General features: G+C 35.3%; 23 protein-coding genes and 3 tRNA genes. 18 read left to right on the top strand and 8 right to left on the bottom strand.

Annotation, left to right across the window (positions count from 1 at the left end; translation table 11 throughout):
* Positions 1 to 84 precede the first annotated feature (84 nt).
* From ACZZZA_RS10050 to ACZZZA_RS10090, 9 genes are all read left to right on the top strand, one after another.
* Positions 85 to 444, top strand: coding sequence for a DUF7674 family protein (locus tag ACZZZA_RS10050; RefSeq protein ID WP_463431426.1), 360 nt, complete (start codon positions 85 to 87; stop codon positions 442 to 444).
* A 12-nt stretch (positions 445 to 456) separates the two neighbouring features.
* Positions 457 to 597 (top strand): hypothetical protein, encoded by a 141-nt coding sequence (locus ACZZZA_RS10055; RefSeq protein ID WP_463431427.1) that lies wholly within the window; start codon positions 457 to 459, stop codon positions 595 to 597.
* Between the two features lie 100 nt (positions 598 to 697).
* Positions 698 to 775 (top strand): K(+)-transporting ATPase subunit F, encoded by a 78-nt coding sequence (gene kdpF, locus ACZZZA_RS10060; RefSeq protein WP_463433754.1) that lies wholly within the window; start codon positions 698 to 700, stop codon positions 773 to 775.
* 143 nt (positions 776 to 918) lie between these two features.
* Positions 919 to 2,607 carry a potassium-transporting ATPase subunit KdpA gene (kdpA, locus tag ACZZZA_RS10065; RefSeq protein ID WP_463431428.1) on the top strand — a complete coding sequence of 563 codons (1,689 nt, stop codon included), beginning with the start codon at positions 919 to 921 and terminating at the stop codon, positions 2,605 to 2,607.
* Positions 2,608 to 2,629: 22 nt separating this feature from the next.
* The gene (kdpB, locus tag ACZZZA_RS10070; RefSeq protein ID WP_463431429.1) at positions 2,630 to 4,639 is read left to right on the top strand and encodes a potassium-transporting ATPase subunit KdpB; all 2,010 of its coding nucleotides are present in this window, start codon (positions 2,630 to 2,632) and stop codon (positions 4,637 to 4,639) included.
* A 101-nt stretch (positions 4,640 to 4,740) separates the two neighbouring features.
* Complete coding sequence (locus ACZZZA_RS10075; protein ID WP_463431430.1) at positions 4,741 to 5,307, top strand: K(+)-transporting ATPase subunit C; 567 nt, start codon at positions 4,741 to 4,743, stop codon at positions 5,305 to 5,307.
* Positions 5,308 to 5,403: 96 nt separating this feature from the next.
* Positions 5,404 to 6,483, top strand: coding sequence for a porin (locus ACZZZA_RS10080; RefSeq protein ID WP_463431431.1), 1,080 nt, complete (start codon positions 5,404 to 5,406; stop codon positions 6,481 to 6,483).
* Between the two features lie 8 nt (positions 6,484 to 6,491).
* Entirely contained in the window at positions 6,492 to 7,616 is a 1,125-nt protein-coding gene (locus tag ACZZZA_RS10085; RefSeq protein ID WP_463431432.1) for a sensor protein KdpD, read from the top strand.
* Positions 7,616 to 9,343 carry a sensor histidine kinase gene (locus ACZZZA_RS10090; RefSeq protein WP_463431433.1) on the top strand — a complete coding sequence of 576 codons (1,728 nt, stop codon included), beginning with the start codon at positions 7,616 to 7,618 and terminating at the stop codon, positions 9,341 to 9,343. The genes ACZZZA_RS10085 and ACZZZA_RS10090 overlap by 1 nt, the downstream gene beginning before the upstream one ends.
* A 204-nt stretch (positions 9,344 to 9,547) precedes the next feature.
* On the opposite strand, the gene ACZZZA_RS10095 is transcribed toward ACZZZA_RS10090, so the two are convergent.
* Positions 9,548 to 10,603: a 3-oxoacyl-ACP synthase III family protein gene (locus ACZZZA_RS10095; protein WP_463431434.1), complete on the bottom strand. Its 1,056-nt coding sequence runs from the start codon at positions 10,601 to 10,603 to the stop codon at positions 9,548 to 9,550.
* Between the two features lie 360 nt (positions 10,604 to 10,963).
* On the opposite strand from ACZZZA_RS10095, the gene ACZZZA_RS10100 reads away from it, so the two are divergent.
* Complete coding sequence (locus ACZZZA_RS10100; RefSeq protein WP_463431435.1) at positions 10,964 to 12,238, top strand: cryptochrome/photolyase family protein; 1,275 nt, start codon at positions 10,964 to 10,966, stop codon at positions 12,236 to 12,238.
* A gap of 60 nt (positions 12,239 to 12,298) precedes the next feature.
* On the opposite strand, the gene ACZZZA_RS10105 is transcribed toward ACZZZA_RS10100, so the two are convergent.
* The 4 genes from ACZZZA_RS10105 to ACZZZA_RS10120 form a co-directional block, all read right to left on the bottom strand.
* On the bottom strand, positions 12,299 to 12,622 hold the full coding sequence (locus tag ACZZZA_RS10105) for a hypothetical protein (RefSeq protein ID WP_463431436.1): 324 nt from the start codon (positions 12,620 to 12,622) through the stop codon (positions 12,299 to 12,301).
* Between the two features lie 128 nt (positions 12,623 to 12,750).
* Positions 12,751 to 12,824 (bottom strand) — tRNA-Arg (locus ACZZZA_RS10110).
* A gap of 30 nt (positions 12,825 to 12,854) precedes the next feature.
* Positions 12,855 to 12,930 (bottom strand) — tRNA-Arg (locus tag ACZZZA_RS10115).
* A gap of 11 nt (positions 12,931 to 12,941) precedes the next feature.
* A tRNA-Ser gene (locus tag ACZZZA_RS10120) sits at positions 12,942 to 13,028 on the bottom strand.
* Between the two features lie 135 nt (positions 13,029 to 13,163).
* Here ACZZZA_RS10120 and ACZZZA_RS10125 point away from each other — a divergent pair.
* The 4 genes from ACZZZA_RS10125 (at position 13,164) to ACZZZA_RS10140 (ending at position 17,687) form a co-directional block, all read left to right on the top strand.
* Positions 13,164 to 14,189, top strand: coding sequence for an N-acetylmuramoyl-L-alanine amidase (locus tag ACZZZA_RS10125; protein ID WP_463431437.1), 1,026 nt, complete (start codon positions 13,164 to 13,166; stop codon positions 14,187 to 14,189).
* Between the two features lie 51 nt (positions 14,190 to 14,240).
* Entirely contained in the window at positions 14,241 to 15,674 is a 1,434-nt protein-coding gene (gene aspA, locus ACZZZA_RS10130) for an aspartate ammonia-lyase (protein WP_463431438.1), read from the top strand.
* 22 nt (positions 15,675 to 15,696) lie between these two features.
* On the top strand, positions 15,697 to 16,551 hold the full coding sequence (locus tag ACZZZA_RS10135) for a glycosyltransferase family 2 protein (RefSeq protein ID WP_463431439.1): 855 nt from the start codon (positions 15,697 to 15,699) through the stop codon (positions 16,549 to 16,551).
* Between the two features lie 89 nt (positions 16,552 to 16,640).
* Positions 16,641 to 17,687 (top strand): glycosyltransferase family protein, encoded by a 1,047-nt coding sequence (locus ACZZZA_RS10140; protein WP_463431440.1) that lies wholly within the window; start codon positions 16,641 to 16,643, stop codon positions 17,685 to 17,687.
* Here ACZZZA_RS10140 and ACZZZA_RS10145 read toward each other — a convergent pair.
* From ACZZZA_RS10145 to ACZZZA_RS10155, 3 genes are all read right to left on the bottom strand, one after another.
* A complete protein-coding gene (locus ACZZZA_RS10145; RefSeq protein ID WP_463431441.1) occupies positions 17,680 to 19,158 on the bottom strand; it encodes a lipopolysaccharide biosynthesis protein in 1,479 nt (492 codons plus the stop codon). The genes ACZZZA_RS10140 and ACZZZA_RS10145 overlap by 8 nt on opposite strands.
* A 9-nt stretch (positions 19,159 to 19,167) precedes the next feature.
* Positions 19,168 to 19,962 carry an FkbM family methyltransferase gene (locus tag ACZZZA_RS10150; RefSeq protein WP_463431442.1) on the bottom strand — a complete coding sequence of 265 codons (795 nt, stop codon included), beginning with the start codon at positions 19,960 to 19,962 and terminating at the stop codon, positions 19,168 to 19,170.
* Between the two features lie 104 nt (positions 19,963 to 20,066).
* Positions 20,067 to 20,744, bottom strand: coding sequence for a DUF2461 domain-containing protein (locus tag ACZZZA_RS10155; protein ID WP_463431443.1), 678 nt, complete (start codon positions 20,742 to 20,744; stop codon positions 20,067 to 20,069).
* A gap of 273 nt (positions 20,745 to 21,017) precedes the next feature.
* On the opposite strand from ACZZZA_RS10155, the gene ACZZZA_RS10160 reads away from it, so the two are divergent.
* The 4 genes from ACZZZA_RS10160 to ACZZZA_RS10175 all read left to right on the top strand — a co-directional run bounded on the left by ACZZZA_RS10160 (position 21,018) and on the right by ACZZZA_RS10175 (position 25,867).
* Positions 21,018 to 22,745, top strand: coding sequence for a DEAD/DEAH box helicase (locus ACZZZA_RS10160; protein WP_463431444.1), 1,728 nt, complete (start codon positions 21,018 to 21,020; stop codon positions 22,743 to 22,745).
* 246 nt (positions 22,746 to 22,991) lie between these two features.
* Entirely contained in the window at positions 22,992 to 23,630 is a 639-nt protein-coding gene (locus tag ACZZZA_RS10165) for a DUF47 domain-containing protein (RefSeq protein WP_463431445.1), read from the top strand.
* 20 nt (positions 23,631 to 23,650) lie between these two features.
* Entirely contained in the window at positions 23,651 to 24,793 is a 1,143-nt protein-coding gene (locus ACZZZA_RS10170) for an anion permease (RefSeq protein WP_463431446.1), read from the top strand.
* A 102-nt stretch (positions 24,794 to 24,895) separates the two neighbouring features.
* Positions 24,896 to 25,867, top strand: coding sequence for a polyprenyl synthetase family protein (locus ACZZZA_RS10175; protein ID WP_463431447.1), 972 nt, complete (start codon positions 24,896 to 24,898; stop codon positions 25,865 to 25,867).
* Positions 25,868 to 25,885 lie beyond the last annotated feature (18 nt).

Below are 25,885 nucleotides of genomic sequence, written 5' to 3' on the forward strand. Positions count from 1 at the left end.
TTAATGTTTTGTTTTTCAGTGTTTTGAGTTGTTGTTTTTTGTTAAGGAATAAATCTTGGCATAAGTATTCAAAACAAACTAAAAATGAATCATACAGATGCTGTAAGAGAAATCGTAAAAATCATTCCTCAATCTGAGGAAGAATTTAAAGATTCTTACAAGACAAAAACGCCGTTTATGGTGATCAGTGTTTTCACAAAGCAGATCAAAAAACTGATAAAAACGCATGATCAGAAAATTCTGATGAAGTCGATTGCCAAGATGAATCTGCTTTACAATCAAGGCGATCAGGCGTTGAAGAATGCCATAGAAAACATTTTTGTGTATTCTTTAGACAGTCTTACATTTTGCTGCGAGCCGTCATATAAAGATTTGATTTTTGCGAAAATGTCGCCAAGTCTGCAGAATAACTATTTGAGACAGGTGTATAAATCCGGAATTTAAAAATTTAAGAAAATGGAATCAAAAATCAGAAAAATCGGAGACTGGAAAATGTTCAGATCTATTCGGGAAAAACATGATCTGGAAGTATTAACAATCAATATAGCAGTGATACTTGGAGTATTTGTAGCCGCTGCAGTTCTGCAATACAATTAACATAATATGACAACAATTATTCTATTAGCTATCGCAGTTGTGTTATTCACATTATTTTACCGAACAGTTGAATATTTTGAAAATATTTAAAAATTTAAAAATGACCATATTATTTATTATTTCAGTAGCCATATTTATTTACATCTGCTACGTACTCATCAAACCCGAAAAATTTTAAAAATTCTAATCAGCAAATGAACCGCAAAATCGCAGATCAGATAAAAGACTGGGGTATTCTTATTTTTTGGATAGGATTTATCATCGCCTTTTTGTATTTGATGATTACCGTAAAAGAGTTTGCATTAATTCAATAATAAAACTATGAACACTGAAATTTTAGGCGTAGCAGTAATGTTTCTCACAACATTGCTATTGGCAATTCCTTTTGGAAAATATATTTCAAAAGTATATTCGGGAGAGAAAACTTTTCTGGATCCCGTTTTTAAACCTGTCGAAAGACTTTTCTATAAAATTTCCGGTATCAATCCGGATAACGAAATGAACTGGAAACAACATCTGGTAGCACTTTTAACAACAAATCTTTTGTGGTTTTTTATCAGTATGCTTGTCCTGATGAATATGAGCTGGCTGCCTCTTAATCCGGATGGTAATCCCGATATGTCTCCGGATCTCGCATTCAATACATCGATTTCTTTCTTAGTGAACTGTAATTTACAGCATTATTCTGGTGAAACGGGGTTGAGTTATCTTGGGCAAATGTGGCTGATGTTTTTACAGTTCGTTTCTGCGGCAACAGGTATGGCTGCAGCAATTGTCGTATTTAAAGCATTCAGAGAAAAATCTACCGAAAAGCTGGGCAATTTTTATGATTATTTTCTCAAGTCAAATACCAGAATTTTATTACCGATTTCATTCATTATCGGTGTTGTACTGGTCTTTCAGGGTATGCCGATGACATTTGAAGGAAAAGATAAAATGATTACGCTGGAAGGTAAAAATGTGGAAGTTTCTACCGGTCCGGTTGCCGCCTTTGTGCCCATAAAACACGTAGGAACCAACGGAGGAGGATTTTTTGGGGTAAATTCTGCTCATCCTTTAGAAAACCCGAACTATTTTACCAATATGGTAGAAATGTTTGCTCAGTTAATAATTCCAATGGCGATGGTTTTTGCTTTTGGTCATTTCATCCGAAGAAGAAGATTTGGATACATGATTTTTGGAGTCATGACCATCGGATTCCTTTTACTCGCCATACCCACAGTTATTATGGAAATGAATGGCAATCCTGCAATCAGTCACATGGGAATTGATCAGTCACTCGGAGCCATGGAAGGCAAAGAAATCCGTTTTGGTTCTGCTGCTTCAGGATTCTGGAGTATTGTTACCACCGTGATTTCTACAGGATCTGTGAACTCAATGCACGACAGCTCGATGCCGCTTTCCGGCATGACACAGATGCTTGCAATGATGGTCAATGCATTTTTTGGTGGTGATGGAGTCGGTATTTTAAATATATTCATCTACATCATTCTTGCCGTGTTCATCAGCGGATTGATGGTGGGTCGTACTCCTGAATTTATGGGTAAAAAAATTGAAGCCCGAGAAATGAAAATTGCCATGATCATCGCATTGCTTCATCCGTTTCTAATTTTGTCAGGAGCATCAATCGCTGCATATTTTCCGGAAGTTGGTACTTCTACACTCAATAATCCGGGCTTCCATGGTTTCAGTGAGGTATTATACGAATACACTTCTTCAGCAGCCAACAACGGAAGCGGTTTTGAAGGTTTGGGTGACAATAATCTTTTCTGGAATATTTCTACAGGAATTGTACTGCTTCTTGGTCGTTTCTTACCCATCATCGGTCCTTTAGCGATTGCAGGATTACTGGCTCAGAAAAAATATATTCCCGAAGGTGAAGGAACATTGAAAACCGATACTACAACATTTGGACTCATGACTTTTGCTGTAATTGCAATCATAGCAGCACTATCATTCTTTCCGGCATTGGCATTGGGACCGATTGCAGAATATTTTTCATTGAAATAAAATTTAAATAACAGAAATTAAAATGACTCAAAATAAATCTTTGTTTCAAAAAGAATTGGTTCAGGAAGCATTGAAACAGTCTTTTGTGAAACTGAATCCGAAACTGATGTTTAAAAATCCTGTCATGTTTCTCGTATGGCTCGGTACACTGGTGATGTTCTTTGTGAGCATCTGGACTTTGACAGGAGAAAAATCTCAGGGAAGTTTTGCTTACAACTTTACCGTTTTCATTATTCTTTTACTGACCGTTCTGTTTGGAAACTTTGCTGAAGCAATTGCAGAAGCAAGAGGTAAAGCTCAGGCAGACAGTTTACGAAAAACAAGAGAAGAAACGCCTGCGAAACTGCAAAATGGAGAAATAATTTCTTCATCTAAATTGCAAAAAGGAGATGTATTTGTCTGTGAAAGTGGGGATATTATTCCATCAGACGGAGAAATCATCGAAGGTCTTGCAACGATAGATGAGAGTGCCATCACTGGTGAATCTGCTCCCGTAATTCGTGAAGCAGGAGGTGACAAAAGTTCTGTAACCGGCGGTACCAAAGTTTTATCAGATAAAATTGTAGTGCAGGTGACGACACAACCCGGAGAAAGCTTTTTAGACAAAATGATTGCTTTGGTAGAAGGTGCTTCAAGACAAAAAACACCCAACGAAATCGCACTGACTATTTTATTGGCAGGTTTTACATTGGTTTTCATTATTGTCTGCGTTACTTTAAAACCATTTGCTGACTATTCCAATGTCACGATCACCATCGCTTCCTTCATTTCACTTTTTGTGTGTTTGATTCCGACGACAATTGGCGGACTTTTATCTGCCATCGGAATTGCGGGAATGGACAGAGCCTTAAGAGCTAATGTCATCACAAAAAGCGGTAGAGCAGTAGAAACAGCGGGAGATATTGACGTTTTACTTTTAGATAAAACAGGTACCATTACCATTGGAAACCGTAAAGCAACAAGTTTTTATCCGGCAAACCAAGTTGATGAAAAGCAATTGATCAAAGCAGCGGTTTTAAGCTCAATGGCAGATGAAACTCCGGAAGGAAAATCGATCATTGAGTTGGCTCAGATCAATCCTTCAAGCTATGAAATTAACATTCCGAAATTCATCAAATTTACAGCAGAAACGAGAAGCTCTGGAATTGATTATGACCAAACGCGCATCAGAAAAGGAGCAACAGATGCCATCAGAAAAATAACTGAAGCAGCAGGAAATACTTTTCCACCGGAAACAGATCTTAAAGTAAAAGAAATTTCTCAAAACGGAGGAACTCCATTAGTGGTTTCAGAAAACGAAAAAGTTTTAGGAGTCATTGAACTTCAGGATATCATCAAACCCGGAATCAGTGAACGTTTTGAACGTCTGAGAAAAATGGGTATTAAAACCGTAATGGTTACGGGTGACAATCCTCTAACTGCTAAATTTATTGCCGAAAAAGCGGGTGTAGATGATTTTATCGCAGAAGCAAAACCGGAAGACAAAATGAATTACATCAAAAAAGAACAGCAGGACGGTCGCTTAGTCGCCATGATGGGAGACGGCACCAATGATGCTCCCGCATTGGCTCAGGCAGATGTAGGTGTCGCAATGAACAGTGGAACACAGGCTGCAAAAGAAGCCGGAAATATGGTGGATCTTGATAATGACCCCACAAAATTAATAGAAGTGGTGGAAATCGGGAAGCAGTTGCTGATGACAAGAGGAACACTCACCACATTCAGTATTGCCAATGATGTTGCGAAGTATTTTGCCATTATTCCGGCATTGTTTATTACAGCAATTCCGGCGTTGCAGGGCTTGAATATTATGAATCTTCACAGTCCGGAAAGTGCAATTTTGTCTGCGGTGATCTTTAATGCGATTATTATTCCGATATTGATTCCGTTGGCATTAAAAGGGGTGGCTTACAAACCCATTGGCGCATCCGCATTGCTACGACGCAATTTATTCATCTTCGGATTGGGAGGTGTTATTATCCCATTTATCGGGATTAAAATCATAGACCTCATCGTTTCCCTATTCTTTTAAATCTAAACAGGCAGGGCAGGAAGAAACTATCATCACCAAACCATTTCCAAATATAATGATCTTCATCTTCTTGCCATTTGCTTTTAATTAATTATTACAAAATGAAACACCATATTTTACCAGCAATTAAGCTTACTGTTTTATGTATCATCCTTTTTACGGTTATTTATCCGGCATCAGTCTGGGCAATCGCTCAGGTTTCTAGCAACAAAGGGAAAGGAGAAATGATCAGGAATAATGGCAAAACGTATTATGCGAATATAGGGCAGTCATTTACGAGTGACCCATATTTTAACTCTCGTCCTTCAGCAGTAGATTACAATGCAGCTGGTTCCGCAGGAAGCAACAAAGGACCTTCCAATGATGAATATCTGAAACAGGTTCAGGCTCGCATTGACACGATTTTAATGAAAAATCCAGGAATTACCAAATCACAAATTCCTGCAGATCTGGTTACGGCAAGCGGAAGCGGATTAGATCCCAATTTCTCTGTACAGGCAGCAAAAGTACAGGTGAAAAGAATTGCCAAAATCAGAAATCTGGATGAAAGAAAAGTGAATACTTTGATCGATGAATATACTGAAAAACCTCTGATCGGATTATTTGGTCCAGAAAAAATCAACGTTCTGAAACTTAATATCGCTTTAGATCAGTTGAGCGATAAATAATCATCAACTGTTATTTTAATTTTTTATTTAAATTAAATCATCCAAAAATCTTCATCATTGGCTCAGAGCCAAATTTTAAAAATATAATGATCATCCATGAAAAAGATACTATTTGTTTTATTAGCTGTATGTGGAATCAGTGCATATGCTCAAAATGATTCAATCACAAAACCACTTACAGTAAGCGGATATGCAGAAGTGTATTATTTAGCAGATTTTAATAATCCTGAAAACAACAACCGTCCCGGATTTGTATACAGCCACAATCGAAATAATGAAGTCAATATTAATTTGGCTTTTATTAAAGAGGGTTACAACACAGAAAATTTACGGGCAAACTTGGCTCTCGCGACAGGAACATACATGAACGCCAATTATTCTGCTGAGCAGGGCGTTCTTAAAAATATTTATGAAGCCAATATAGGCCTGAAAATTTCAAAAAAACATAATCTTTGGATTGATGCAGGAATTTTTCCTTCCCACATTGGTTTTGAAAGTGCGATAGGAAAAGATAACTGGACGCTTACCCGAAGTCTTGCTGCAGACAATTCCCCTTATTTCGAAACGGGTGCAAAAATATCTTACACTTCAGAAAGCGGAAAATGGTTTTTCAGCGGTTTGGTGCTCAACGGTTGGCAACGTATTCAGCGGGTTGACGGAAATTCTACTCCGGCGTTTGGACATCAGATTACATTCAAACCCAATGAAAAACTAACGATGAACAGCAGCTCATTCATCGGAAACGACAAACCGGACAGCATTCGACAAAACCGATATTTTCACAATTTATATGCTGTGTATCAGATCAGTAAAAAATTGGGAGTCACTGCGGGAATCGATGTAGGTGCCGAACAGAAAGAAAAAGGAAGTGACAGCTATAATATGTGGTACACTCCGGTTGTTGTGGCAAAATATGCGTTTACAGACAAGTTCAGCATCACAGCAAGGGGAGAATATTATCAGGATGAACGAGGCGTGATCATCTCAACAGGAACGGAAAACGGATTCAAAACTTTCGGATATTCTTTAAATGCAGACTACCAGATTTTACCTAATCTTGTATGGCGAACAGAAATCAGGAATTTAAATAGTAAAGATCCCATATTCATCAACCGGTCAGATATTTTTAAAACAAACAGCTTAACAGCAACTACAGCACTAGCAATTTCATTTTAATTAAAAAAATGGAAGAATCAAGAAAATCAGCAGAAGAATTTTTGCATCTCATCAACAAATCCAAACGGGGTAAACTGAAAATTTACATCGGTATGAGCGCTGGTGTAGGAAAAACCTACAGAATGCTGCAGGAAGCTCACGTACTTCTGCAAAATGGGATCGATGTGAAAATTGGTTATGTAGAGACTCATCATCGCAGGGAAACACATGATTTATTGGAAGGCTTGCCGATCATTCCCAGAAGAAAATTATTTTACAAAGGTAAGGAGCTGGAAGAGCTTGATGTTCCTGCTATTATAGTTCTTCGTCCTGAAATTGTGATTGTTGATGAGCTTGCACATACCAACATTGAAGGCAGTAAAAACAAAAAGCGTTGGCAGGATGTCATGGAGATTCTGGAAGCAGGGATCAATGTCATCAGTGCGGTCAATATCCAACATCTGGAAAGCCTGAATGATGAAGTAAAATCTGTCACGGGAATTGAAGTAACAGAAAGAATTCCGGATACTATTTTGGCTTCAGCAGATGAGGTTGTAAACATTGACCTTACCGCAGATGAACTTATTTCAAGATTAAAAGAAGGCAAAATCTACGATAAAAGTAAAATACCATCTGCGCTGAATAATTTTTTTAAAACCGAAAATATTCTTCAGCTTCGCGAATTGGCCTTAAAAGAAGTTGCTTCACAAGTCACCCGGAAAGTAGAAACAGAAATTATCACCGGAAAAACTTTAAAAAAAGAAAGGTTTCTTGCGTGTATCAGTTCAAATGAACTGACGGCTAAAAATGTGATCAGAAAAACTGCGAGGCTCGCTAATTATTACAATAGCCAGTGGTTTTTACTGTACGTTCAGATTCCCAAAGAATCTGCAGATAGAATTGCCCTTAATAAGCAAAGACATCTCATCAATAATTTCAGACTGGCAACAGAGCTGGGTGCGGAAATCATTAAAATACAAAGTAAGAATATCGCAATGACAATTGTAGACCAGTGTGAAGAGCGAAAAATCACTACGGTCTGTATCGGCAAACCACATCTTGACATCTGGAAAATTATTCTTGCCACAGATACTTTCAATTCCTTACTCAAAAGACTTTCAAAACAAAATGTAGATTTAGTAATTTTGTCCTAATGAAAATAAAAACTAAACTTAATGCCGGTGTAGGTCTTCTGTTTTTCATGATCATCATCCTTTCAACTTTGGGTGGATGGTTTATTTACCAACTGAAAAAAGATACCCAGAATATTCTGGTTGCCAATTATAATACTTTGCAGTATTCCAGGAATATGCTGTTAGCTTTGGAAGAATTTCAAACCGAACCTTCAGCTATTAAAGAATTTCAAAAAAACCTTAATCTTCAGCACCAGAATATTACAGAAGACGGTGAGAAAGAAGCCACTCAGAATATAGCTTCCCATTTTTCAGATTTAAAAAATAAAAAAGATAGTCTGAATTTACAGTCTGCCATCCGGAAAGATATTGCCGAACTGATGCAGCTGAATATGAATGCTATTCAAATCAAAAGCGGTATTGCCAATACCACCGCTCAAAATGCCATTGCCGTTATATCAATCGTCGGAACGTTGTGTTTTTTGATCGCTTTTATTCTGATGGTGAATCTTCCTTCCAATATTGCAAATCCGATCCGTGAGCTAACTTCCAGTATTCACCAGATTGCTAAACAGAATTATACACAGAGAGTAAAGTTTGAAAGCAATAGTGAATTTGGAGAATTAGCCAGGTCTTTTAATACCATGGCAGAAAAACTTCAGGAATATTCTGAAAGCAGAATTGATAAAATATTAAAAGGAAAAAAAAGGATCGAAACCCTGATCGACAATATGCACGATGCCGTAATTGGAATAGACGAAAATAAAAAAGTTCTTTTTGTAAATGATGAAGCCATGAAAATTTCTGGTCTGAAAAAAGAAAATTTTGTGGGTAAAATTATTCAGGATGTTGCAGTAAATAATGATCTTGTGCGAGACCTGATCAGAGAAATCATAGATCCTGAGTTTAAAAAAAACCAAACCGAATCGTTAAAGATATTTGTTGAAGGAAAAGAAAATTTCTTTGAAAAAGAGATTTTGGACATTAATGTTATTCCTACCGGTGAAAAAGAAAGACGCTTTATTGGTCAGGTGATTATGCTCAGAAATATTACTCCGTTTAAAGAGCTTGATGTAGCTAAAACCCATTTTATGGGAACAGTTTCGCATGAATTTAAAACTCCGATTTCATCTATTCAAATGGGTCTGCAACTGCTGGAAAATGAAAGAATAGGAACATTAAATCCTGAACAAGAAAAATTAGTCTCAGGCATTAAAGAAGATACTCTTAGGCTTCTCAGAATAACCGGTGAACTACTCAATATGACTCAGTTAGAATCCGGAGTTATGCAATTGAATACCAAAACATGCGATGTTAATTTACTAATCAATGATGTTATTAATGCCAATCAATCATTGGCAGCTCATAAAAAAATAAAGTTAAAATCATCCGTTGGTTTTGATATAAAAATAATAAATGTTGATATCGAAAAAACCGTTTGGGTGCTTAATAATTTGGTTTCCAATGGAATAAAGTATTCTTACGAAAATTCTGAAGTGGAAATTTTGGTTGAAAAATCAGATGAAAATTTCGTGAGATTTTCGGTTAAAGATCAAGGCCGGGGAATAGAAGAACGATATCTGAAGGAAATTTTCACAAGATATTTCAGGATTCCGGGTACAAAAATAGAAGGAACTGGTTTAGGTTTAAGCATCAGCAAAGAATTTATTGAAGCACAGGGCGGAAAAATTGCCGTTGAGAGCGAAATAGGAATGGGAAGTGTTTTTAATTTTACACTCAGAATTTAATTCGAAATAAGAATTTGTAACCTGATATTTAAAGCAAACTATCCGGCAATAGAAGCAAATTTTCAGAATTGTTGCAATTCTTTTGACTAATCTTGTAATGTATTTAGACGTAAGAAATTCTTCAGATAATCTAAAAATTAAATAAAAAAACATTCATTATCAATACGAATATTGTAACAATGAATGTTTTTATGGTGGAGTAATTTATACTTTATAAGTAAAGGCATTGATATTCATCCCGGCGCCAACGGATGCAAAAAGAAGAATATCACCTTTTGAAAAAGAATGCTCTTCCATTTCACCTTTCATAATCAGATCGTACAATGTTGGAATTGTTGCAACACTGCTGTTCCCAAATTTATGAATAGACATGGGCATAATATCCTGAGGTGGAGTCATATCGTATAAGCTGTAGAATCGCTCAACAATGGCTTCATCCATTTTTTCGTTTGCCTGATGAATCAGAATTTTTTTGAGATCTTTAATATCTACGCCTGCTTTTGCAAGACAAGATTTCATTGCCAAAGGAACTTTTGTAAGAGCAAATTCGTAAATTTTTCTGCCCTTCATTTTGATGTAACGGGTTTCCGAGTCTGTATCCTGCTGATAAGAAGTTCCGAAAAACAGATAATTTGCCTCATCATAAGAATAGGTAGCACTCTCATGAGAAAGGATACCATCATTATCTTCAGTAGCTTCCACAATGACTGCACCTGCACCATCGGCATAAATCATAGAATCTCTGTCGTATGGATCTGTAACTCTTGATAATGTTTCTGCGCCTATTACAAGACAACGTTTTGCAATACCCGACTTTACGAAAGAACTTGCATGGATCATCGCTTCATTCCATCCAGGGCAGCCAAAAAGCAGGTCATAAGCCACGCAACCGGGGTTCTGAATACGGAGTTTACTTTTTACCCGGGTTGCAATACTCGGCACGGTATCAGACTGTATTTTTCCTTTTTCTATGTCTCCGTAGTTATGGGCTACGATAATATAATCGATAGTTTCCCTGTCGATTTCAGCGTCTTTTATGGCATTTTCAGCGGCAAAAAAAGCAAGATCCGAGGTGACGTGCTGAGAATCGGCATATCTACGTTCTTCAATTCCGGTGATATCTCTGAATTTTCCTATGATAGACTCTGGGAATTTGATAGTCAAACCATCTTCATTTAAAAATGTATGATTCGAAAAATCGGCATTTCTCATTACATTTTCTGGAGTATAACTGCCGGATCCTTTAATTCTTATATTCATTATACATGTCTTTCTAATAATAATACCCGCTGAAAGTCTTGTTTTTTTGGAGTAATGTTCAAAATTATGACAATTCCTTGTCTTATTACAAATTTCACAACATTATTCTAAAATTATTTTTGATTCTATGCATAGTATATTTTTAATATGTTGATATTCAGTTATTTGTTTTATTTTAAATTGTAGTATATTTTATGTCATTTTTTTAGTTTGATTAAAAATTTTATCAAATGATAATAATTAATATGAGCCATCATTAATAGTAGGATTTGTATGTTTGCATGAATTTTATTTTAAAAATAAAGCATCAGTTAATTTTTTATAAAATCACAACTTTTTTATTAGACGAATATGAGTAAGATGAATGTTTTTTGGTTTAGAAGAGATTTAAGGCTTGAAGATAATACTGCGCTATTTCATGCCCTGAAAAGTGGTCTGAAAGTTTTGCCTGTTTTTATTTTCGATAAAGAAATTCTTAGTCAGCTCACTGATAAAGCCGATAAAAGAGTTGATTACATTCATCAGGCTCTTGAAAAAATAAATGAAGAATTAATAAAACACGGCAGCTCGCTGAAAACATTTTATGACAAACCTTTGAATGTATTTGCTGAATTGTCTAAAGAATTTACAATCGATACGGTATTCTGTAACAGAGATTACGAACCGCAGGCAATAAAAAGAGATCAGGTTGTTTCAGATTTTCTAAAAAAGAAAGATATTAAGTTCGAAGATTATAAAGATCAGGTCATTTTTGAGAAAGATGAGGTGTTAAAAAGTGATCATTCTCCATATACCGTCTACACGCCTTATTCAAAAAAATGGAAAGAAAATTTTAAGACCATACAATTTGAAAAAATTGATGGTGATGTAAAGAATTTTTATCCTTTAAACCCCGGAAAAATACACACTCTGAAAGAAATAGGATTTGAAAAAACTGATTTTAAATTCACTGAACCGATTTTGGAAAGTAAAATAATTAATTCTTATGATCAATATCGTGATTTTCCTGCTTTAGATCATACCACGCATTTAGGAATTGCGCTGCGTTTCGGAACTATCTCTGTCAGAAAATGTGTAAATTTTGCTGTAATACATAACCAGATTTGGCTTAGTGAATTAATTTGGAGAGAATTTTTCATGCAGATCCTTTTTCATTTTCCGTATGTCGTCAACAAATGTTTTAAGCCAAAATATGAAAATATTGAATGGCAAAATGATGAAACACTTTTTAAGCAATGGTGTGAAGGTAAAACAGGCTATCCTATTGTAGATGCAGGTATGAGACAGCTTAATGAAACCGGATTTATGCACAACAGAGTGAGGATGGTTACTGCAAGTTTTCTTACAAAACACCTGTTGATCGACTGGAGATGGGGTGAAGCTTATTTTGCAGGTAAACTGCTTGATTACGAATTATCTTCCAATAACGGAAACTGGCAATGGGCAGCAGGATGTGGTTGCGATGCTGCGCCGTATTTCAGGATTTTTAATCCGGAAGCCCAAACTCAGAAATTTGATAAGGATCTGAAATATATCCGTCAATGGCTTCCGAAAGATTATAACGAAAAACCGATTGTCGACCATAAAACAGCCCGGGAAAAGGCTCTTGAAACTTACAAAAAAGCATTGTCATAAAAATTTAGTAATAATTTTTAATGACACATTTACTTAAATTTCATCCGTTCGAATCTTTTTCTAACGATCCTCTGAATTAGAATTGATAATTTGGGTAACTACTCCGTGACCAATTAAGTTGAAGCCTTCATAGAAATCGAAATCTAATCCCAGATAGATTTTTCCGACAACCTGCTCAGGTTTTAGCAAAGCAATTTCTGCAGTAACAGTATCTCCTGGGAAAACCAAATCGCTTTCTGAGAAATTTTGCACACTTGTATATAAATTAAGGTCAAAAGGAAATTTGATATCACTACGATATCCGGAAGAGACAGGGGTTGTTTTTGAACTTTCCGCTTCGGGTAAATAGGTGAGGAGTGCTTTGAAATAGGGTTTTATTTTCATTTTTTGAAATTTAAGTATTCAAACGAATATATCAATCTATTTTTGCAATTCGGATATGTTTTATGTGAAATTTTAAAAGAATACATGTACAAAAAAGAGAAACCAAACATTTGATTTCTCTTTTTTAGTGAGCGCGTCAGGATTCGAACCTGAGACCGTCTGCTTAGAAGGCAGATGCTCTATCCAGCTGAGCTACGCACCCATTTGTAATTTTACGAAATTACTAAAACAGTCGGGGCGGCAGGATTCGAACCTGCGACCTCCTGGTCCCGAAACCAGGCGCGATGACCGGACTACGCTACGCCCCGAATAATTGTTGCGGAGAGTAAGGGATTCGAACCCTTGGTACCGTTACCAGTACGCATGTTTAGCAAACATGTCCTTTCGGCCTCTCAGGCAACTCTCCTTGATAACGTTTTTTGAATCACTTCTATCCCGTTATTGCGAGTGCAAATATAGAATAGATTTCTTTATTTCGCAAATAATATTCAAGAAAAATTTGCGTATTTTTGAGAGAATAAAAAGACTAAAATTTAAACCAATGCGTAAAACATTATATATCATCGGCTTAAGTGTTTTCGTTTTTTCGTGTACATCACAGAAAAATGTTAAGAAAAGCACTTACAAACCCAAAACCACAGTTTCACAGTCAAAAACTGCAGTTAATACACAGAATTTAAATAAAAATAAATCTGAAATTGCAACTGAACATGGGGTAGATTTTTTTAGAACAAATATTGCAGACATTACCAAGAATGACAATACGGCAAGTTATGGTTCTATCGTATCTGCAAAACCGGCAGGTTATAAAGTAGTGAAAACTCATTTCCCTGCAATAGGCCAGAATTTCAGACAAAAATATCTTATTTTACATTACACGGTTTTACCGGATGATAAATCTATTGAAGTTCTTACAAAACAATCTGTAAGTGCCCATTATTTGGTGAATAATCTGGGTGATAACGAAATTTATCAATTAGTAGATGAGAATAAACGGTCTTATCATGCAGGTGTAAGTGCTTGGCGCACAGATAAAAACCTTAATGATACATCAATCGGGATTGAAATTGTGAATATGGGTTACAAAGCTGATGCGCCTGGAATGAAAACTTTTGAACCATTCAGTGATGATCAAATCAAAAAAGTTGCGGCCTTGGCAAAAGATATCGTCACAAGATATAATATTCCGGCTACCAATGTTTTGGCACATTCTGATATTGCACCCACCAGAAAACAAGATCCCGGACCACTTTTCCCTTGGAAGAAACTGTACGACGAATATCAAATCGGGATGTGGTATGACGAGATGACAAAACAAAATTTCCTCACTTTAGCGCAAACCGATATTGAAACGAGGTATAACGAACCATCTTTTATCTTCGTTGTTCAGACAGCTTTGCAAAAATTTGGTTACGATTTGTTACCAAACGGAAAATGGGATGATGCAACTAAAAAAACAATTGAAGCGGTACAATATCACTTTAGACCACAAAATTACAGCGGTATTTTAGACGCTGAAACCTGGGCAATTTTGCAGGCTTTAAATCAAAAATATCCAACAAAATAAATTCTAAAGCGCATCTTTCAATGGTGCGTTTTTATCATTTAAAAATATAAAATGGAAAATTTCAGACAGGAAAGTGATTTATTGGGCTTTTTGAATGTACCGATTGATGCTTATTATGGAGTGCAGACTCAGAGAGCGATTGATAATTTTAAAATTTCCGGACAGTTTCTTTCGTCTTATCACGAATTTATAAAAGGGCTGGCTTTTGTAAAAAAAGCTGCTGCAAAAACCAATTACGAATTGGGTTTGCTGGATCAGGATTTATACTTCAAAATTTCAGAAACCTGCGATGAATTGATCGGCGGCTTATTCAACAGTGAATTTCCTGTAGATATGATTCAGGGTGGTGCGGGAACTTCAATTAACATGAATGCCAATGAAGTGATAGCCAACAGGGTTTTAGAAAAATTAGGAAAAAATAAAGGCGAATATGAGTTTTGCTCGCCAAACGATCATATCAATCTTTCTCAGTCAACTAATGATGCTTATCCTACAGCTATCAAGATGGGATTGTTGCAGATGAATGAAACTTTGGTTGAAAAACTGAAGAAAATTGTTGAAGCTTTTCGGGCAAAAGGTCAGGAATTTCAGGATGTGATTAAAATGGGACGCACTCAGCTTCAGGATGCCGTTCCGATGACAATGGGGCAGGAGTTTGAAGCATTTGCAGCAACTCTTGAAGAAGATGTTTCTAAACTGAATAACAACGCCAATCTGTTTGTTGAGATTAATATGGGCGCAACCGCTATTGGAACAGGAATTAATGCTCCGAGAGGTTATGCACATCTTTGCGCCAAAAATTTAGCTGAAATTACAGGTTATCCCATAGTTTCTGCACCGAATCTGGTTGAAGCTACACCAGATACGGGATCTTATGTAATCTATTCTTCGGCAATGAAACGTCTTGCTCTGAAATTATCCAAAATATGTAATGATTTGAGATTGTTATCTTCAGGACCAAGAGCAGGTTTATCAGAAATAAATTTACCGCCGATGCAGCCAGGTTCTTCTATTATGCCAGGGAAAGTAAATCCTGTTATTCCGGAGGTGGTGAATCAGGTTTGTTTTAAAGTAATTGGAAATGATCTTACGGTCACTTTCGCTGCAGAAGCAGGACAGCTTCAATTAAATGTAATGGAGCCCGTTCTTTCTCACGCTATCATGGAAAATATTCATTTTCTTTGTAATGCACTCGATACGCTTCGTGAAAAATGTATCGTGGGAATTACCGCCAACAGAGAAATCTGTCTGAATATGGTGAAGCACAGCATCGGAATTGTAACAGCACTGAATCCTTATATTGGCTACAAACAATCTACACAGATTGCAAAAGAAGCTCTGGAAACAGGGAAAAGTGTATATAATTTGGTGTTAGAAAAAAATCTGCTTTCTCAGGAACAGTTAGATGATATTCTTGATCCTAAGAATATGCTGAAACCTCATATAATAAATGCTAATCAATCATCAGTCATTGATTTTAAATAATTTTTAAACTGTAGAAATAGAATTGAAATTTTTAATCATTATTCCCGCACATAACGAACAGGATAACCTGTCATTTACCCTAGATTCTCTACTTCAACAGAGTTTCAAAGATTTTAAAGCCGTGGTCGTGAATGATGGGTCAACCGATGGAACTTCTGAAGTCATCAGGAAATATACTAGTACAGATTCACGTTTTGAAACGATTAATCTTGAAAAATCTGCCCATCAACCGGGATCTAAAATCGTAAGTGCTTTTAAAAATGGTTTAAAAACCCAGAATATTAACGATTTTGATATCATCTGTAAATTTGATGCGGACATTATTTTAAATGAAAATTATCTTTTTGAAATTGAAAAAGCTTTTAGCAATCACCCAAAATATGGATTAGTTGGAGGTCTGTTGTATGTTGAAAAAAATGGCAATTGGGTGTATGAAGGCAATTCAAATAAAAACCATGTTCGCGGTCCTATGAAAGCGTACAGGAAAGAATGTTTTGTGGCAATCGGAGGTTTGAGAGAAACTTTAGGCTGGGATAATATAGATTCTATTCTTCTGGCAAATTTAGGATGGAAAGAAGTTGTTTTACCGGAATTGCATGTGAAATTAATGAAAGTGAAAGGAGCAGATTACACGATAAAACCTGCAGATTACTACGGCAGATATTTTTATTTTTTAGGATTAAACCGGTTTCTCACGTATGTAGCTGCTGCCAAAGAAGCGATGAAATTAAAGTCTCCATCTTTTCTACTTCAGATTATCAGTTCGTATGAGAAATGTAAATCTCAGAATATTGAATTGAAAATTTCTAAAGATGAACAGAAAGTGATTAATAAACAACGTTGGAATCTGTTTAAAAAGAAATGGTTTAAATTGTAAATTTATTTTAAATTCATTAGCAACGGGCTTTAGCCCGTTTTAATAAGCAGATTATCTCATTGGCTTTAGCCAAAACTAAAACATTCAGATTGAAAAAAATAGCTTACATAGAAATCGATACCCACGCAGAAATCGCTCAGGATTTTATTGATTTAATGCACGATTCTAAGGAATTTTCTGTGGATTATTATTTTTCAGAAAAGATAAAAAATCAGATCAGAGAAAACGGAGAATCGGTTCATCTGTCAGATTCTTCCATGATTTTAGATCAGTTGTCCGGTGAAAATTATGACCTGATCATCATCGGAACAGTTCACCGATATTTTAATACTTTTTTGGTGATATGTGAAAAATACAATACTTCGATTGTTGTTCATAACCTCAATTTTTCCAAGATCTCAAAATTTGATTTGATTAAAAATGTTTTTAAAAATGATTTGATTTACCGCTTAAAACTATGGTGGAAAGAAGGTCTTTTTTATAAAAATAAAACTTACGGAAAAGCTGGAAATCATTTAGTTCTTGATCAGCAATTGTCTTCTGAGAAATTTAAATTTTTGCCGCTTTTTCACACTAAATCTTTTGATAAAATTGAAAATGAAGATTTAACGGTAGTTATTCCCGGTGGAGTTTCACAGCATAGGAGAAATTATCATCATGTCTTTGAAACCATTAAAAATTTAAAAACTAAAGAAAATATAACCTTTGTTTTTTTGGGCAAAGCTATCGGTGAAGAACTAAAAAATGTAGAAGAATTATCTCAAAATATCCCGAATAATATAAAAATTATTTATTTTTCAGAAAGAGTTTCTTCTGATATTTTTGATGAATGGATGAATAAAGCAGATGTTTTATGGTGTCCGATTCAGCAGGAAACCGAATTTTTCAGTAATAAAGAAATGTACGGAAAAACCAAAATGACCGGAAATTTGGGTGATGCAATCAAATATGGAAAATTGGCTGTTTTTCCTAAAAATTATTCATCAGAACTAGAATTTATCATTTCCGAAGATGAAAACATCATTGAGCAATTTCAGAATATTAAAAATTCAACATTCGATTTTCAGAAAGATTTCAGCAAAGAAAAAATTCAGAAAGATGCAGAATCGCTTCTTCATCGATTAATCTCTACTTAAATTTCAGAACACTTTTAATAAATTTCATATTCAGATATTGTTCTACAGGAAATATTTTGGTGAAGTAGTTTCCTGTGAAAATCAATATCAGAACAACGGCAGGCTTATAAACCAAGTTTAAAAATTGGTTGTCAAAATTCGGTAAAACAATCGCAACCGTAATCGCTAAAGTACAGATAATCGAAACGAAAATCATCTCAATGCTCAAAGGTGAAACTTTAAACATTACATAATTGAAAATGATCTTAATAGCATTGTAAATCGTCAGCGAAATAGCTGTAGATAAAGCAATTCCTATAAGTTTAAGATCGGTGTTGTTGATGAAATAAAGGTTGAGACCAATCGTTAATCCTGCCAGTAAAAGCATTACCAGGATATTGAAACGATAATATTTAGAAAGTGAAATAATATTTCCGTTAAAACCTGTAGCTAAATCAACCAAAACCGCAGAACCCCAAATCCAAATAACCGGAGTGTATTCCTGCAGCTGCAGACCATTTTTAGGCATAAAATGCGTTAGAAAAGGAAAACCAACCATAATGCATGAAAATAAAACTGCTCCTAAAAAATAAAGCGTCAACGAAGTTTTTTTATGAAATCTGTCGAGTTCTTCCATGTCACCTTCCGCTAGATTTTTACTGATAATAGGTGCGGAAATATTAAACAAACCAAGTTGTGGGATAGATATTAAAGAAATCAATGCGTATAAAACAGAGTAAATTCCGTTTTCTTCCATACCTAAAAATTCACCAATCATAAAGCTGTTGATAGCTAAATAATTTCCGAATGTTCCCAGAAAACCAAAAAAACTGTAGCTGGAAAATTCTTTCCAAAAGTTGTTTTTTTTGAAATAATCTGTACTTACATCAAACCTTATTTTCTCTAATCTGTTGGTGTAATAAATATAACCTGAAAGCATCAGACCAAACATTCCGAAGAAAAAAGCATACGCAATCTGTTGAGATAAAGCAAAGTAAAAAACCAGACAGAAAGCTCCTAGATTGGCAATTTTAGGAAATAAATTATCGAAAATATTAGAGACGACAATTCGCTTATAATTGGAGGTGTATTTATTGAAAAGTGCACAGAATGATAGCAATAAAATCATCGGAAGAATCACTTCTTTTATTTTCCAGGCTTCTGTATTTTTAAAATCAGGAAAAATGTAAGGAAGAATAAAAAAAACAACAGAAAATATGCAGAAATTCACCAATATGGCAACCAGCGAAAGTGACAGCATATTTTGCTTTTTTCCGTCCTTTTCTACTTTGTGAAAAAACTTTACGTTAGAATAAGAAATTCCCAGCACCACAAACGGAACCAGCATTTCAGCAGTCGGTAAAATATATCTCAGTTTTCCGTAAAATTCAAAATCATTTGGAAAAATGAAAATTGCGGAAACAGTTCCGATTAAAAAACCAATATATCCAATGATGGAATACTTAAATCCCTGTCTTGCAACTACACTCATACAGATTTTTTAGTGATTTTTTGGAAGAAAAATAATATTGTTGATGTAGTCGGTTTTGTTTTTTTCGTCTGCTGTGTTTTTAATTAAAATTTCCTTGGTCAGTTTTTCTATTGTAAATGTTTCTCTGTTCAGATAGTTTGCGTTAAAGCCCCAATTTTCCACTTCAGAAATTTCGTTCCAGATCGGTTTTTCATGATGTCTTTGTTCCATTTCAACCATTAGAGTTGGTTTGAATTGCTGTATCGTGTTTTTTCCTCCAAAGAGCGTTTTCATCTCGTTGCCTTCCACATCTATTTTGATGAAATCTATTTTTTGGATATTTTTAGACTTCGTCCAGTCATCCAGTTTTACCACTTCTACGGTTTCAAAATAACTGTTATCCTCGTCTTTTTCTTTGTATGAAGTGTTGAGTGTGCCTCTCGAAGCAACCATTTTACCTTTAATAATCGGAACTTTGAATTGGGCGGTCGTATTCTCGTCAGAAAGTGCGACGGAGGAAATGTTCATGGATGGGAAGAGTCTTTTTAACCTGATATTGAGTTTTTTATTGGGCTCAAAAGCGTAAATATTCTGATGATTCAGCTTGTTTTCAAACTGATAAAGAAAAGTTCCTACATTGGCACCAATGTCAAAAATTACTGCATTATCTGTTAAATACTCTTTAATCCAAACAAGCTCCGGCTCAACATTTCGACCGGAAAAATTTTCCTTCGTTAGATTTTTTAAACTTTTAAAATACCTTTGTTTATAAAAACCTGGACTGATGTACTGTAATTTTTCTGCGAGTTGCTGGTATAAAGACATTTCTTTCTTTTTTTACGACCCACAAAGGTAGGAAAAATGGTATTAAGTTTTTAAAATCCGAAGATGTTGATTGTTAATTCATAATGGAATTACAAAATAAGAAACTAATCAGAAGTATCTAAAAATGGTGCGTTTAGAAAATCATTTAAAGGCTTCATGACCTCGAAAATTTTAGAAATGTTTGTGGTCGCATTTTTATCTAAAATTTCTTCATCTTTTAAATTATAAACAACAATAAAGCTCTTTAGTTTTAAATATTCTCCCATTGGATCTTCCTTTTCAAAACCTTGAGGATTTTTTTTCAGCTTATCTTCTTCACTTAAATCAGGAAAATGTTTTTTGAAGTTTTTGTCATTGATGATGGTAAGAAATTCTTCGCCATATAAAGAAATTTCTTTGCGTACTTGTTTTAACGTTGCAGATTCGGGCATATAGATTCCGCCGGCAATAAAAGATTTTCCGGGTTCCAGATGAAAATAATATCCTCCTTTCTGGCTGCCTTTTCCCATTCCCAAAGAGGCACCGATATTAGTTTTGTAAGGGATTTTCAATTTAGAAAAACGGGTGTCCCGGTAAATTCTGAACATTGATTTTTTGGCATCAATTTTCAACAGATTTTCATCAAACTGTCCCATCTTTAAAATAAGCTCTTCAAGGAAATTCAGTACATTTGATTGTGCTTCGGTGTAAAGATTTTTATTTTCGTTAAACCAGTCTCTATTGTTGTTTCTTTCAAGTTGGGTAAGAAAATCGAAAGTTTTCTGAGAGATTACTGCAGACATATTTTTAATTTATTCAAATTTAAAAAAAATCCGGTCATACCTCAATTTTATATTTCATTTAATGATTTACATCAAATATTTAAAAATTCAGATAAATTCACAAAATAGAAGATGTTTGAGAATTCCATAAATTTTAAATAATATTTATGCGTTTTTTTTAATTAAATTTAAAAATAACTGGGTTTTGATAGAACGAATTTATTAATTCGTTAATATTATATAGTTCGGAATCCAAATATTTATTATATCTTTGCAAAAATTTTATATTAATTAATGAATTTATTTACGGAGACCAATTTAAGTCCTGATATCCTTAAGGCCATTGGCGAACTGGGTTACGAAAGCCCGACAGAAATCCAAAAACAGACTATCCCTTTTATTCAATCAGATACACGCGATCTAATCGCACTTGCGCAGACAGGGACAGGCAAAACAGCAGCGTTTTCGCTTCCGATTTTGGACATGATTGACGATACGAGTCGCAAAATCCAATTTTTGGTGCTTTGCCCGACGCGAGAACTATGTCTACAGATTTCAAAAGACATTAACAACTATTCGAAGTACATGAGAAACATCAAAACTACAGCAGTTTATGGTGGAAGCAGTATTACGGATCAAATGCGTTCTTTGAGAGATAAACCACAGATTATCGTGGGTACTCCGGGAAGGGTGATCGACTTGATCAACAGAAAAGCTCTTGATTTCTCTGAAATCCAGTGGTTGGTTTTAGATGAAGCAGATGAGATGTTATCTATGGGTTTCAAAGACGAATTGGAAACAATTTTGAAGGAAACTCCTGAAACAAAACAAACTTACTTATTCTCGGCAACGATGAGTAAAGAGGTTGAAAGAATTTCTAAAAGTTACCTTACACAGCCTCACCGTATTTCTGTGGGTTCTATTAACGAAGTTAAGAAGAACATCAAGCATGAATTTTACGTTGTAGGTTACCGTAACAAAAAAGAAGCTCTGAAAAGACTAATTGATGCAAACCCGAATCAGTATTCTATTATTTTCTGTAGAACAAGAATGGAAACTCAGGAGGTTGCAGACTTTTTAATGCAAAACGGTTATGCTGCTGATGCTCTTCATGGTGATCTTTCTCAAGCGCAGAGAGATACGGTAATGAAGAAATTCAGATTGAAGAACATCGATATTTTGGTAGCGACTGATGTTGCGGCAAGAGGATTGGATGTTGATTCATTAACGCACGTGGTACATTTCTCTTTACCGGATGATCCTGAAGTTTTTGTACACAGAAGCGGAAGAACAGGTAGAGCAGGAAAAGACGGTATTTCAATGTCTTTGATTAAGCCTGAAGAAAGCAGAAAGCTTAAGCAGATAAAATCTACAACGAAAATTGATATCGTTGAAAAGAAAATTCCTACGGGTGACGAAGTGATTTCGGCTCAGGTAAAGGGCGTTTTTGAAAAATTAATGACAGAACATGAGAATATTTTTGATTTTGATCAAAGTCTTGTTCCTGATTTAAGTAATTTCACCAAAGAAGAACTGGTAGTACAGTTGTTACAATTCCAATTAAAAGACCTTGCTTTGTATTACAAAGACAAACAGGATCTTGCAGATCAGAAGTTTAGCAGCAGAGATGATGACAGAGGCGGAAGAGACAGAGACAGCAGAGGTGGAAGAGATCGCGACAGAGGAAGAGATCGTGACAGAGGAGATCGTAACGAACGTAGCGACAGAGGAGGTGAAAGAAGAGGAGATCGTGGCGGTAAGCCGAGACAGAGAGACGAAAATATGACTAGATTTTTCTTCAATCTTGGTAAAAAAGACCAATTGAAAAAACTAGATGTATTGGAAATCATCAACAAAGCTACATCAAGCAAAGGAAATAAAAGAGCTGAGATTGGAAATATCGAAATTCTTGAGAAATTCTCATTCTTTGAAGTTGAGAAATCTTTTAGCAATGAGCTTATAGGAAATCTTCAATCGATGAAATTTAAAGGAAAAGAAATGAGAGCTGAAGAGGCGAACTAATCTTAGACTTAAAATATATGATAAGCCGACAGTTTTGTCGGCTTTTTTGTTTAAAAAATGTAGGATATTGAAACGCAATTTATTCTTAAATTATTGATTTTAAACCGAGTAGAAAAGGTTTTTTCATCGTGGTTTTTTATGTGAACAAATATCATCCCAATATTAACAAAAATTAATGCTGGAAGCTTTTTGTTAAGGTGGTTTTTTAGGAAATTTGCACACGAATAAATTAAATACAATTTACAAATGGCAATTGGTAATATTTTCCACGCATTTCAGCCAAAAGATAAAATTTTCTTCGTGCTTTTCGAAAAAGTAACAGAGAATTTAGTTGCGATGTCTAATGATTTTAACAACGGAGTAAAAGATTTTGATCTGAACGACGATACAATGTTGAAACTGATGAGCGACTACGAGCACAAAAATGATGAGCTTACTCACGAGATCTTTATCGAATTGGGGAAAAACTTTATCACACCATTCGATCGTGAAGATATTCACCATTTGGCAACCGGCTTAGATGATATTGCAGATTATATTTACGCTTCTACAAAATATATTTTCTTGTACAAATCTCCGATGATGAAGGCTTACGCAGACTTCTCATTATTGATTCACAAGGCTTGTCTTGAAATTCAGAATGCCATGAAAAACCTTAAAGGTTTCAAAAACATGGAATTGGTAAAAGAAGCTTGTATTAAAGTAAATTCTATCGAAAATATTGCTGATGATCTTCTTTCAAACTCTATGGTAGAGCTTTTTGAAACTAATGATGCCATCAACATCATCAAAATATCATCTGTTTTAAATTATCTTGAAGTCGTAACCGACAAAGCAGAAGATGTTGCCAATACGATTGAGAATATCATGATTAAATACGCTTAAAAAACAATACATAACAAAAAATGGATTTTCCTATTTTACTTACGGTTATTATTGCTTTGGCTTTAATCTTCGATTATATCAATGGTTTTCATGACGCTGCCAATTCTATTGCGACCATCGTATCGACAAAAGTTTTGACTCCTTTTCAGGCCGTGCTTTGGGCTGCTGTCTGGAACTTTGCAGCATTCTTTATTGCCGCATATATTATTGGCGAGTTTAAAATCGGTAATACAATTGCCAAAACAGTCAATGAGAATTTTATTACTCTTGAAGTGATCTTCTCAGGATTGATTGCAGCAATTGCCTGGAACCTTTTAACATGGTGGTTCGGAATTCCTTCATCATCATCTCACACACTAATCGGTGGTTTCTTAGGAGCAGCATTAATGCACGCTTTCCTGATGGATTATCGTGAGGTGGTTGCCGCCACTCCGGATTTAGGAATATTTGAAACTTTCAAACAGACCATTTCTAAAGTTGCAAGTCAGGATGTTGTGAAATTCAGCAAAGTAATTCCTATTTTCTTATTTATTTTCCTTGCACCTATTATCGGGATGATCACTTCGATTATCATTACTTTAATCATTGTGTATCTGTACAAAAATTCAAATCCTCATAAGGCAGATAAATCTTTCAAAAAATTACAGTTGGCATCATCGGCTTTGTTTAGCTTAGGACATGGTTTGAATGACGCTCAGAAAGTAATGGGAATTATCGGAGCTGCATTGATTTACTATCACGTCAATATGCTTCAGGATCCTGTCTATTTAAATATTGAATCTGCTGAACGTTTTAATTATTTTGCAGAACATTATATGTGGGTTCCGTTGGTTTCTTTCGTTGCAATAGCATTGGGAACTATGAGTGGTGGTTGGAAGATTATCAAAACAATGGGAACTAAAATTACAAAAGTAACGCCATTAGAAGGAGTAAGTGCCGAAACTGCTGGCGCGATTACGCTTTTCATTACCGATCACTTTGGTATTCCGGTTTCTACAACGCATACCATTACGGGTTCTATCATCGGAGTTGGATTAACGAAAAGAGTTTCTGCAGTACGTTGGGGAATTACCGTAAGCTTACTTTGGGCTTGGGTATTAACGATTCCTATCTCGGCTATTGTTGCCGGATTGACTTATCTTGTGGTGACTTATTTAACTTAATTAAAATAATAAATCATATTACTAAACTTTGTCTCAACAGGCAAAGTTTTTTGTTTTACAACCCCTCAGAAAATCGTATTTTTGTTCAAATTAAAATCTTTTATGGAATTCTTAGACACCTACCAACAGATTGTTGCTGATGCCATTACTAAATATACGTTCAAAGACAAGCCTACAGAATTGTATGATCCCATGAATTACATCATCTCGCACGGAGGTAAGCGTCTTCGTCCGATTATGGTGCTCATGGCTTGTGATTTGTTCGGTGGTGACATGAAACAGGCGATAAAGCCCGCTTTGGCGATTGAGTTCTTCCATAATTTTACGCTTATTCATGATGATATTATGGATGAAGCACCTTTGAGAAGAAACAAGCCTACCATTCATACTTTACACGGTATCAACGTCGGGATTCTTTCCGGAGACGGATTGATGCTGAAAGCCTACAAGTTTTTTGAAGATCTTGAACCTGAAATTTTCAAAGCATGTATAAGAATTTTCACGCATACAGGTTTGCTTTTATGCGAAGGCCAGCAATATGACATCAATTTTGAAACTCAGGAAAATGTAACTTTTGATGATTACATCAGAATGATTACGTATAAAACAGGAGTTCTGAGTGCATCTTCTTTTGAAATTGGAGCATTGATTGCCAGAGCACAATTTAAAGATGCAAAAGCGATCTTCAATTTCGGAAAGCACATTGGTATTGCCTTCCAGATTATGGATGATTATTTGGATGTTTTCGGAGATCAGGCTCAGTTTGGTAAAAAACATGCAGGTGACATTTATGAAAATAAAAAAACCGTTCTGTATCTTTTAGCTAAAGAACATGGTACAGAAGAAGAGAAAAAAGAATTGGACTACTGGTATTCTAAAAAAACCGATAACATTGATAAAGTATACGGTGTTGAAAAGATTTTCAGAAGAACAAAAGTCGATGAGAAAGCCTTACGTTTGATTGAAAAACATAATGAGATCGGACAAAGCTATCTTGCCAAAATAGATATACCGGAAGAAAAGAAAAAGCCATTTGCAGAATTGGCAAACTACCTTTTGAGAAGAGAAAGCTAATGTGCTGATTTGAGAATT

It is taken from the genome of Chryseobacterium sp. AC405b (assembly GCF_979258685.1).

Excerpts from the sequence above, each read along its gene's own strand:
- ACZZZA_RS10145 (WP_463431441.1), bottom strand. The coding sequence starts at position 19,158 with ATGAGTGTAGTTGCAAGACAGGGATTTAAGTATTCCATCATTGGATAT.
- ACZZZA_RS10085 (WP_463431432.1), top strand. The coding sequence starts at position 6,492 with ATGGAAGAATCAAGAAAATCAGCAGAAGAATTTTTGCATCTCATCAAC.
- ACZZZA_RS10150 (WP_463431442.1), bottom strand. The coding sequence starts at position 19,962 with ATGTCTTTATACCAGCAACTCGCAGAAAAATTACAGTACATCAGTCCA.
- ACZZZA_RS10100 (WP_463431435.1), top strand. The coding sequence starts at position 10,964 with ATGAATGTTTTTTGGTTTAGAAGAGATTTAAGGCTTGAAGATAATACT.
- kdpA (WP_463431428.1), top strand. The coding sequence starts at position 919 with ATGAACACTGAAATTTTAGGCGTAGCAGTAATGTTTCTCACAACATTG.
- kdpF (WP_463433754.1), top strand. The coding sequence starts at position 698 with ATGACCATATTATTTATTATTTCAGTAGCCATATTTATTTACATCTGC.
- ACZZZA_RS10175 (WP_463431447.1), top strand. The coding sequence starts at position 24,896 with ATGGAATTCTTAGACACCTACCAACAGATTGTTGCTGATGCCATTACT.
- ACZZZA_RS10155 (WP_463431443.1), bottom strand. The coding sequence starts at position 20,744 with ATGTCTGCAGTAATCTCTCAGAAAACTTTCGATTTTCTTACCCAACTT.
- ACZZZA_RS10075 (WP_463431430.1), top strand. The coding sequence starts at position 4,741 with ATGAAACACCATATTTTACCAGCAATTAAGCTTACTGTTTTATGTATC.
- ACZZZA_RS10050 (WP_463431426.1), top strand. The coding sequence starts at position 85 with ATGAATCATACAGATGCTGTAAGAGAAATCGTAAAAATCATTCCTCAA.
- ACZZZA_RS10090 (WP_463431433.1), top strand. The coding sequence starts at position 7,616 with ATGAAAATAAAAACTAAACTTAATGCCGGTGTAGGTCTTCTGTTTTTC.
- kdpB (WP_463431429.1), top strand. The coding sequence starts at position 2,630 with ATGACTCAAAATAAATCTTTGTTTCAAAAAGAATTGGTTCAGGAAGCA.
- ACZZZA_RS10105 (WP_463431436.1), bottom strand. The coding sequence starts at position 12,622 with ATGAAAATAAAACCCTATTTCAAAGCACTCCTCACCTATTTACCCGAA.
- aspA (WP_463431438.1), top strand. The coding sequence starts at position 14,241 with ATGGAAAATTTCAGACAGGAAAGTGATTTATTGGGCTTTTTGAATGTA.
- ACZZZA_RS10080 (WP_463431431.1), top strand. The coding sequence starts at position 5,404 with ATGAAAAAGATACTATTTGTTTTATTAGCTGTATGTGGAATCAGTGCA.
- ACZZZA_RS10055 (WP_463431427.1), top strand. The coding sequence starts at position 457 with ATGGAATCAAAAATCAGAAAAATCGGAGACTGGAAAATGTTCAGATCT.
- ACZZZA_RS10125 (WP_463431437.1), top strand. The coding sequence starts at position 13,164 with ATGCGTAAAACATTATATATCATCGGCTTAAGTGTTTTCGTTTTTTCG.
- ACZZZA_RS10095 (WP_463431434.1), bottom strand. The coding sequence starts at position 10,603 with ATGAATATAAGAATTAAAGGATCCGGCAGTTATACTCCAGAAAATGTA.
- ACZZZA_RS10160 (WP_463431444.1), top strand. The coding sequence starts at position 21,018 with ATGAATTTATTTACGGAGACCAATTTAAGTCCTGATATCCTTAAGGCC.
- ACZZZA_RS10165 (WP_463431445.1), top strand. The coding sequence starts at position 22,992 with ATGGCAATTGGTAATATTTTCCACGCATTTCAGCCAAAAGATAAAATT.
- ACZZZA_RS10170 (WP_463431446.1), top strand. The coding sequence starts at position 23,651 with ATGGATTTTCCTATTTTACTTACGGTTATTATTGCTTTGGCTTTAATC.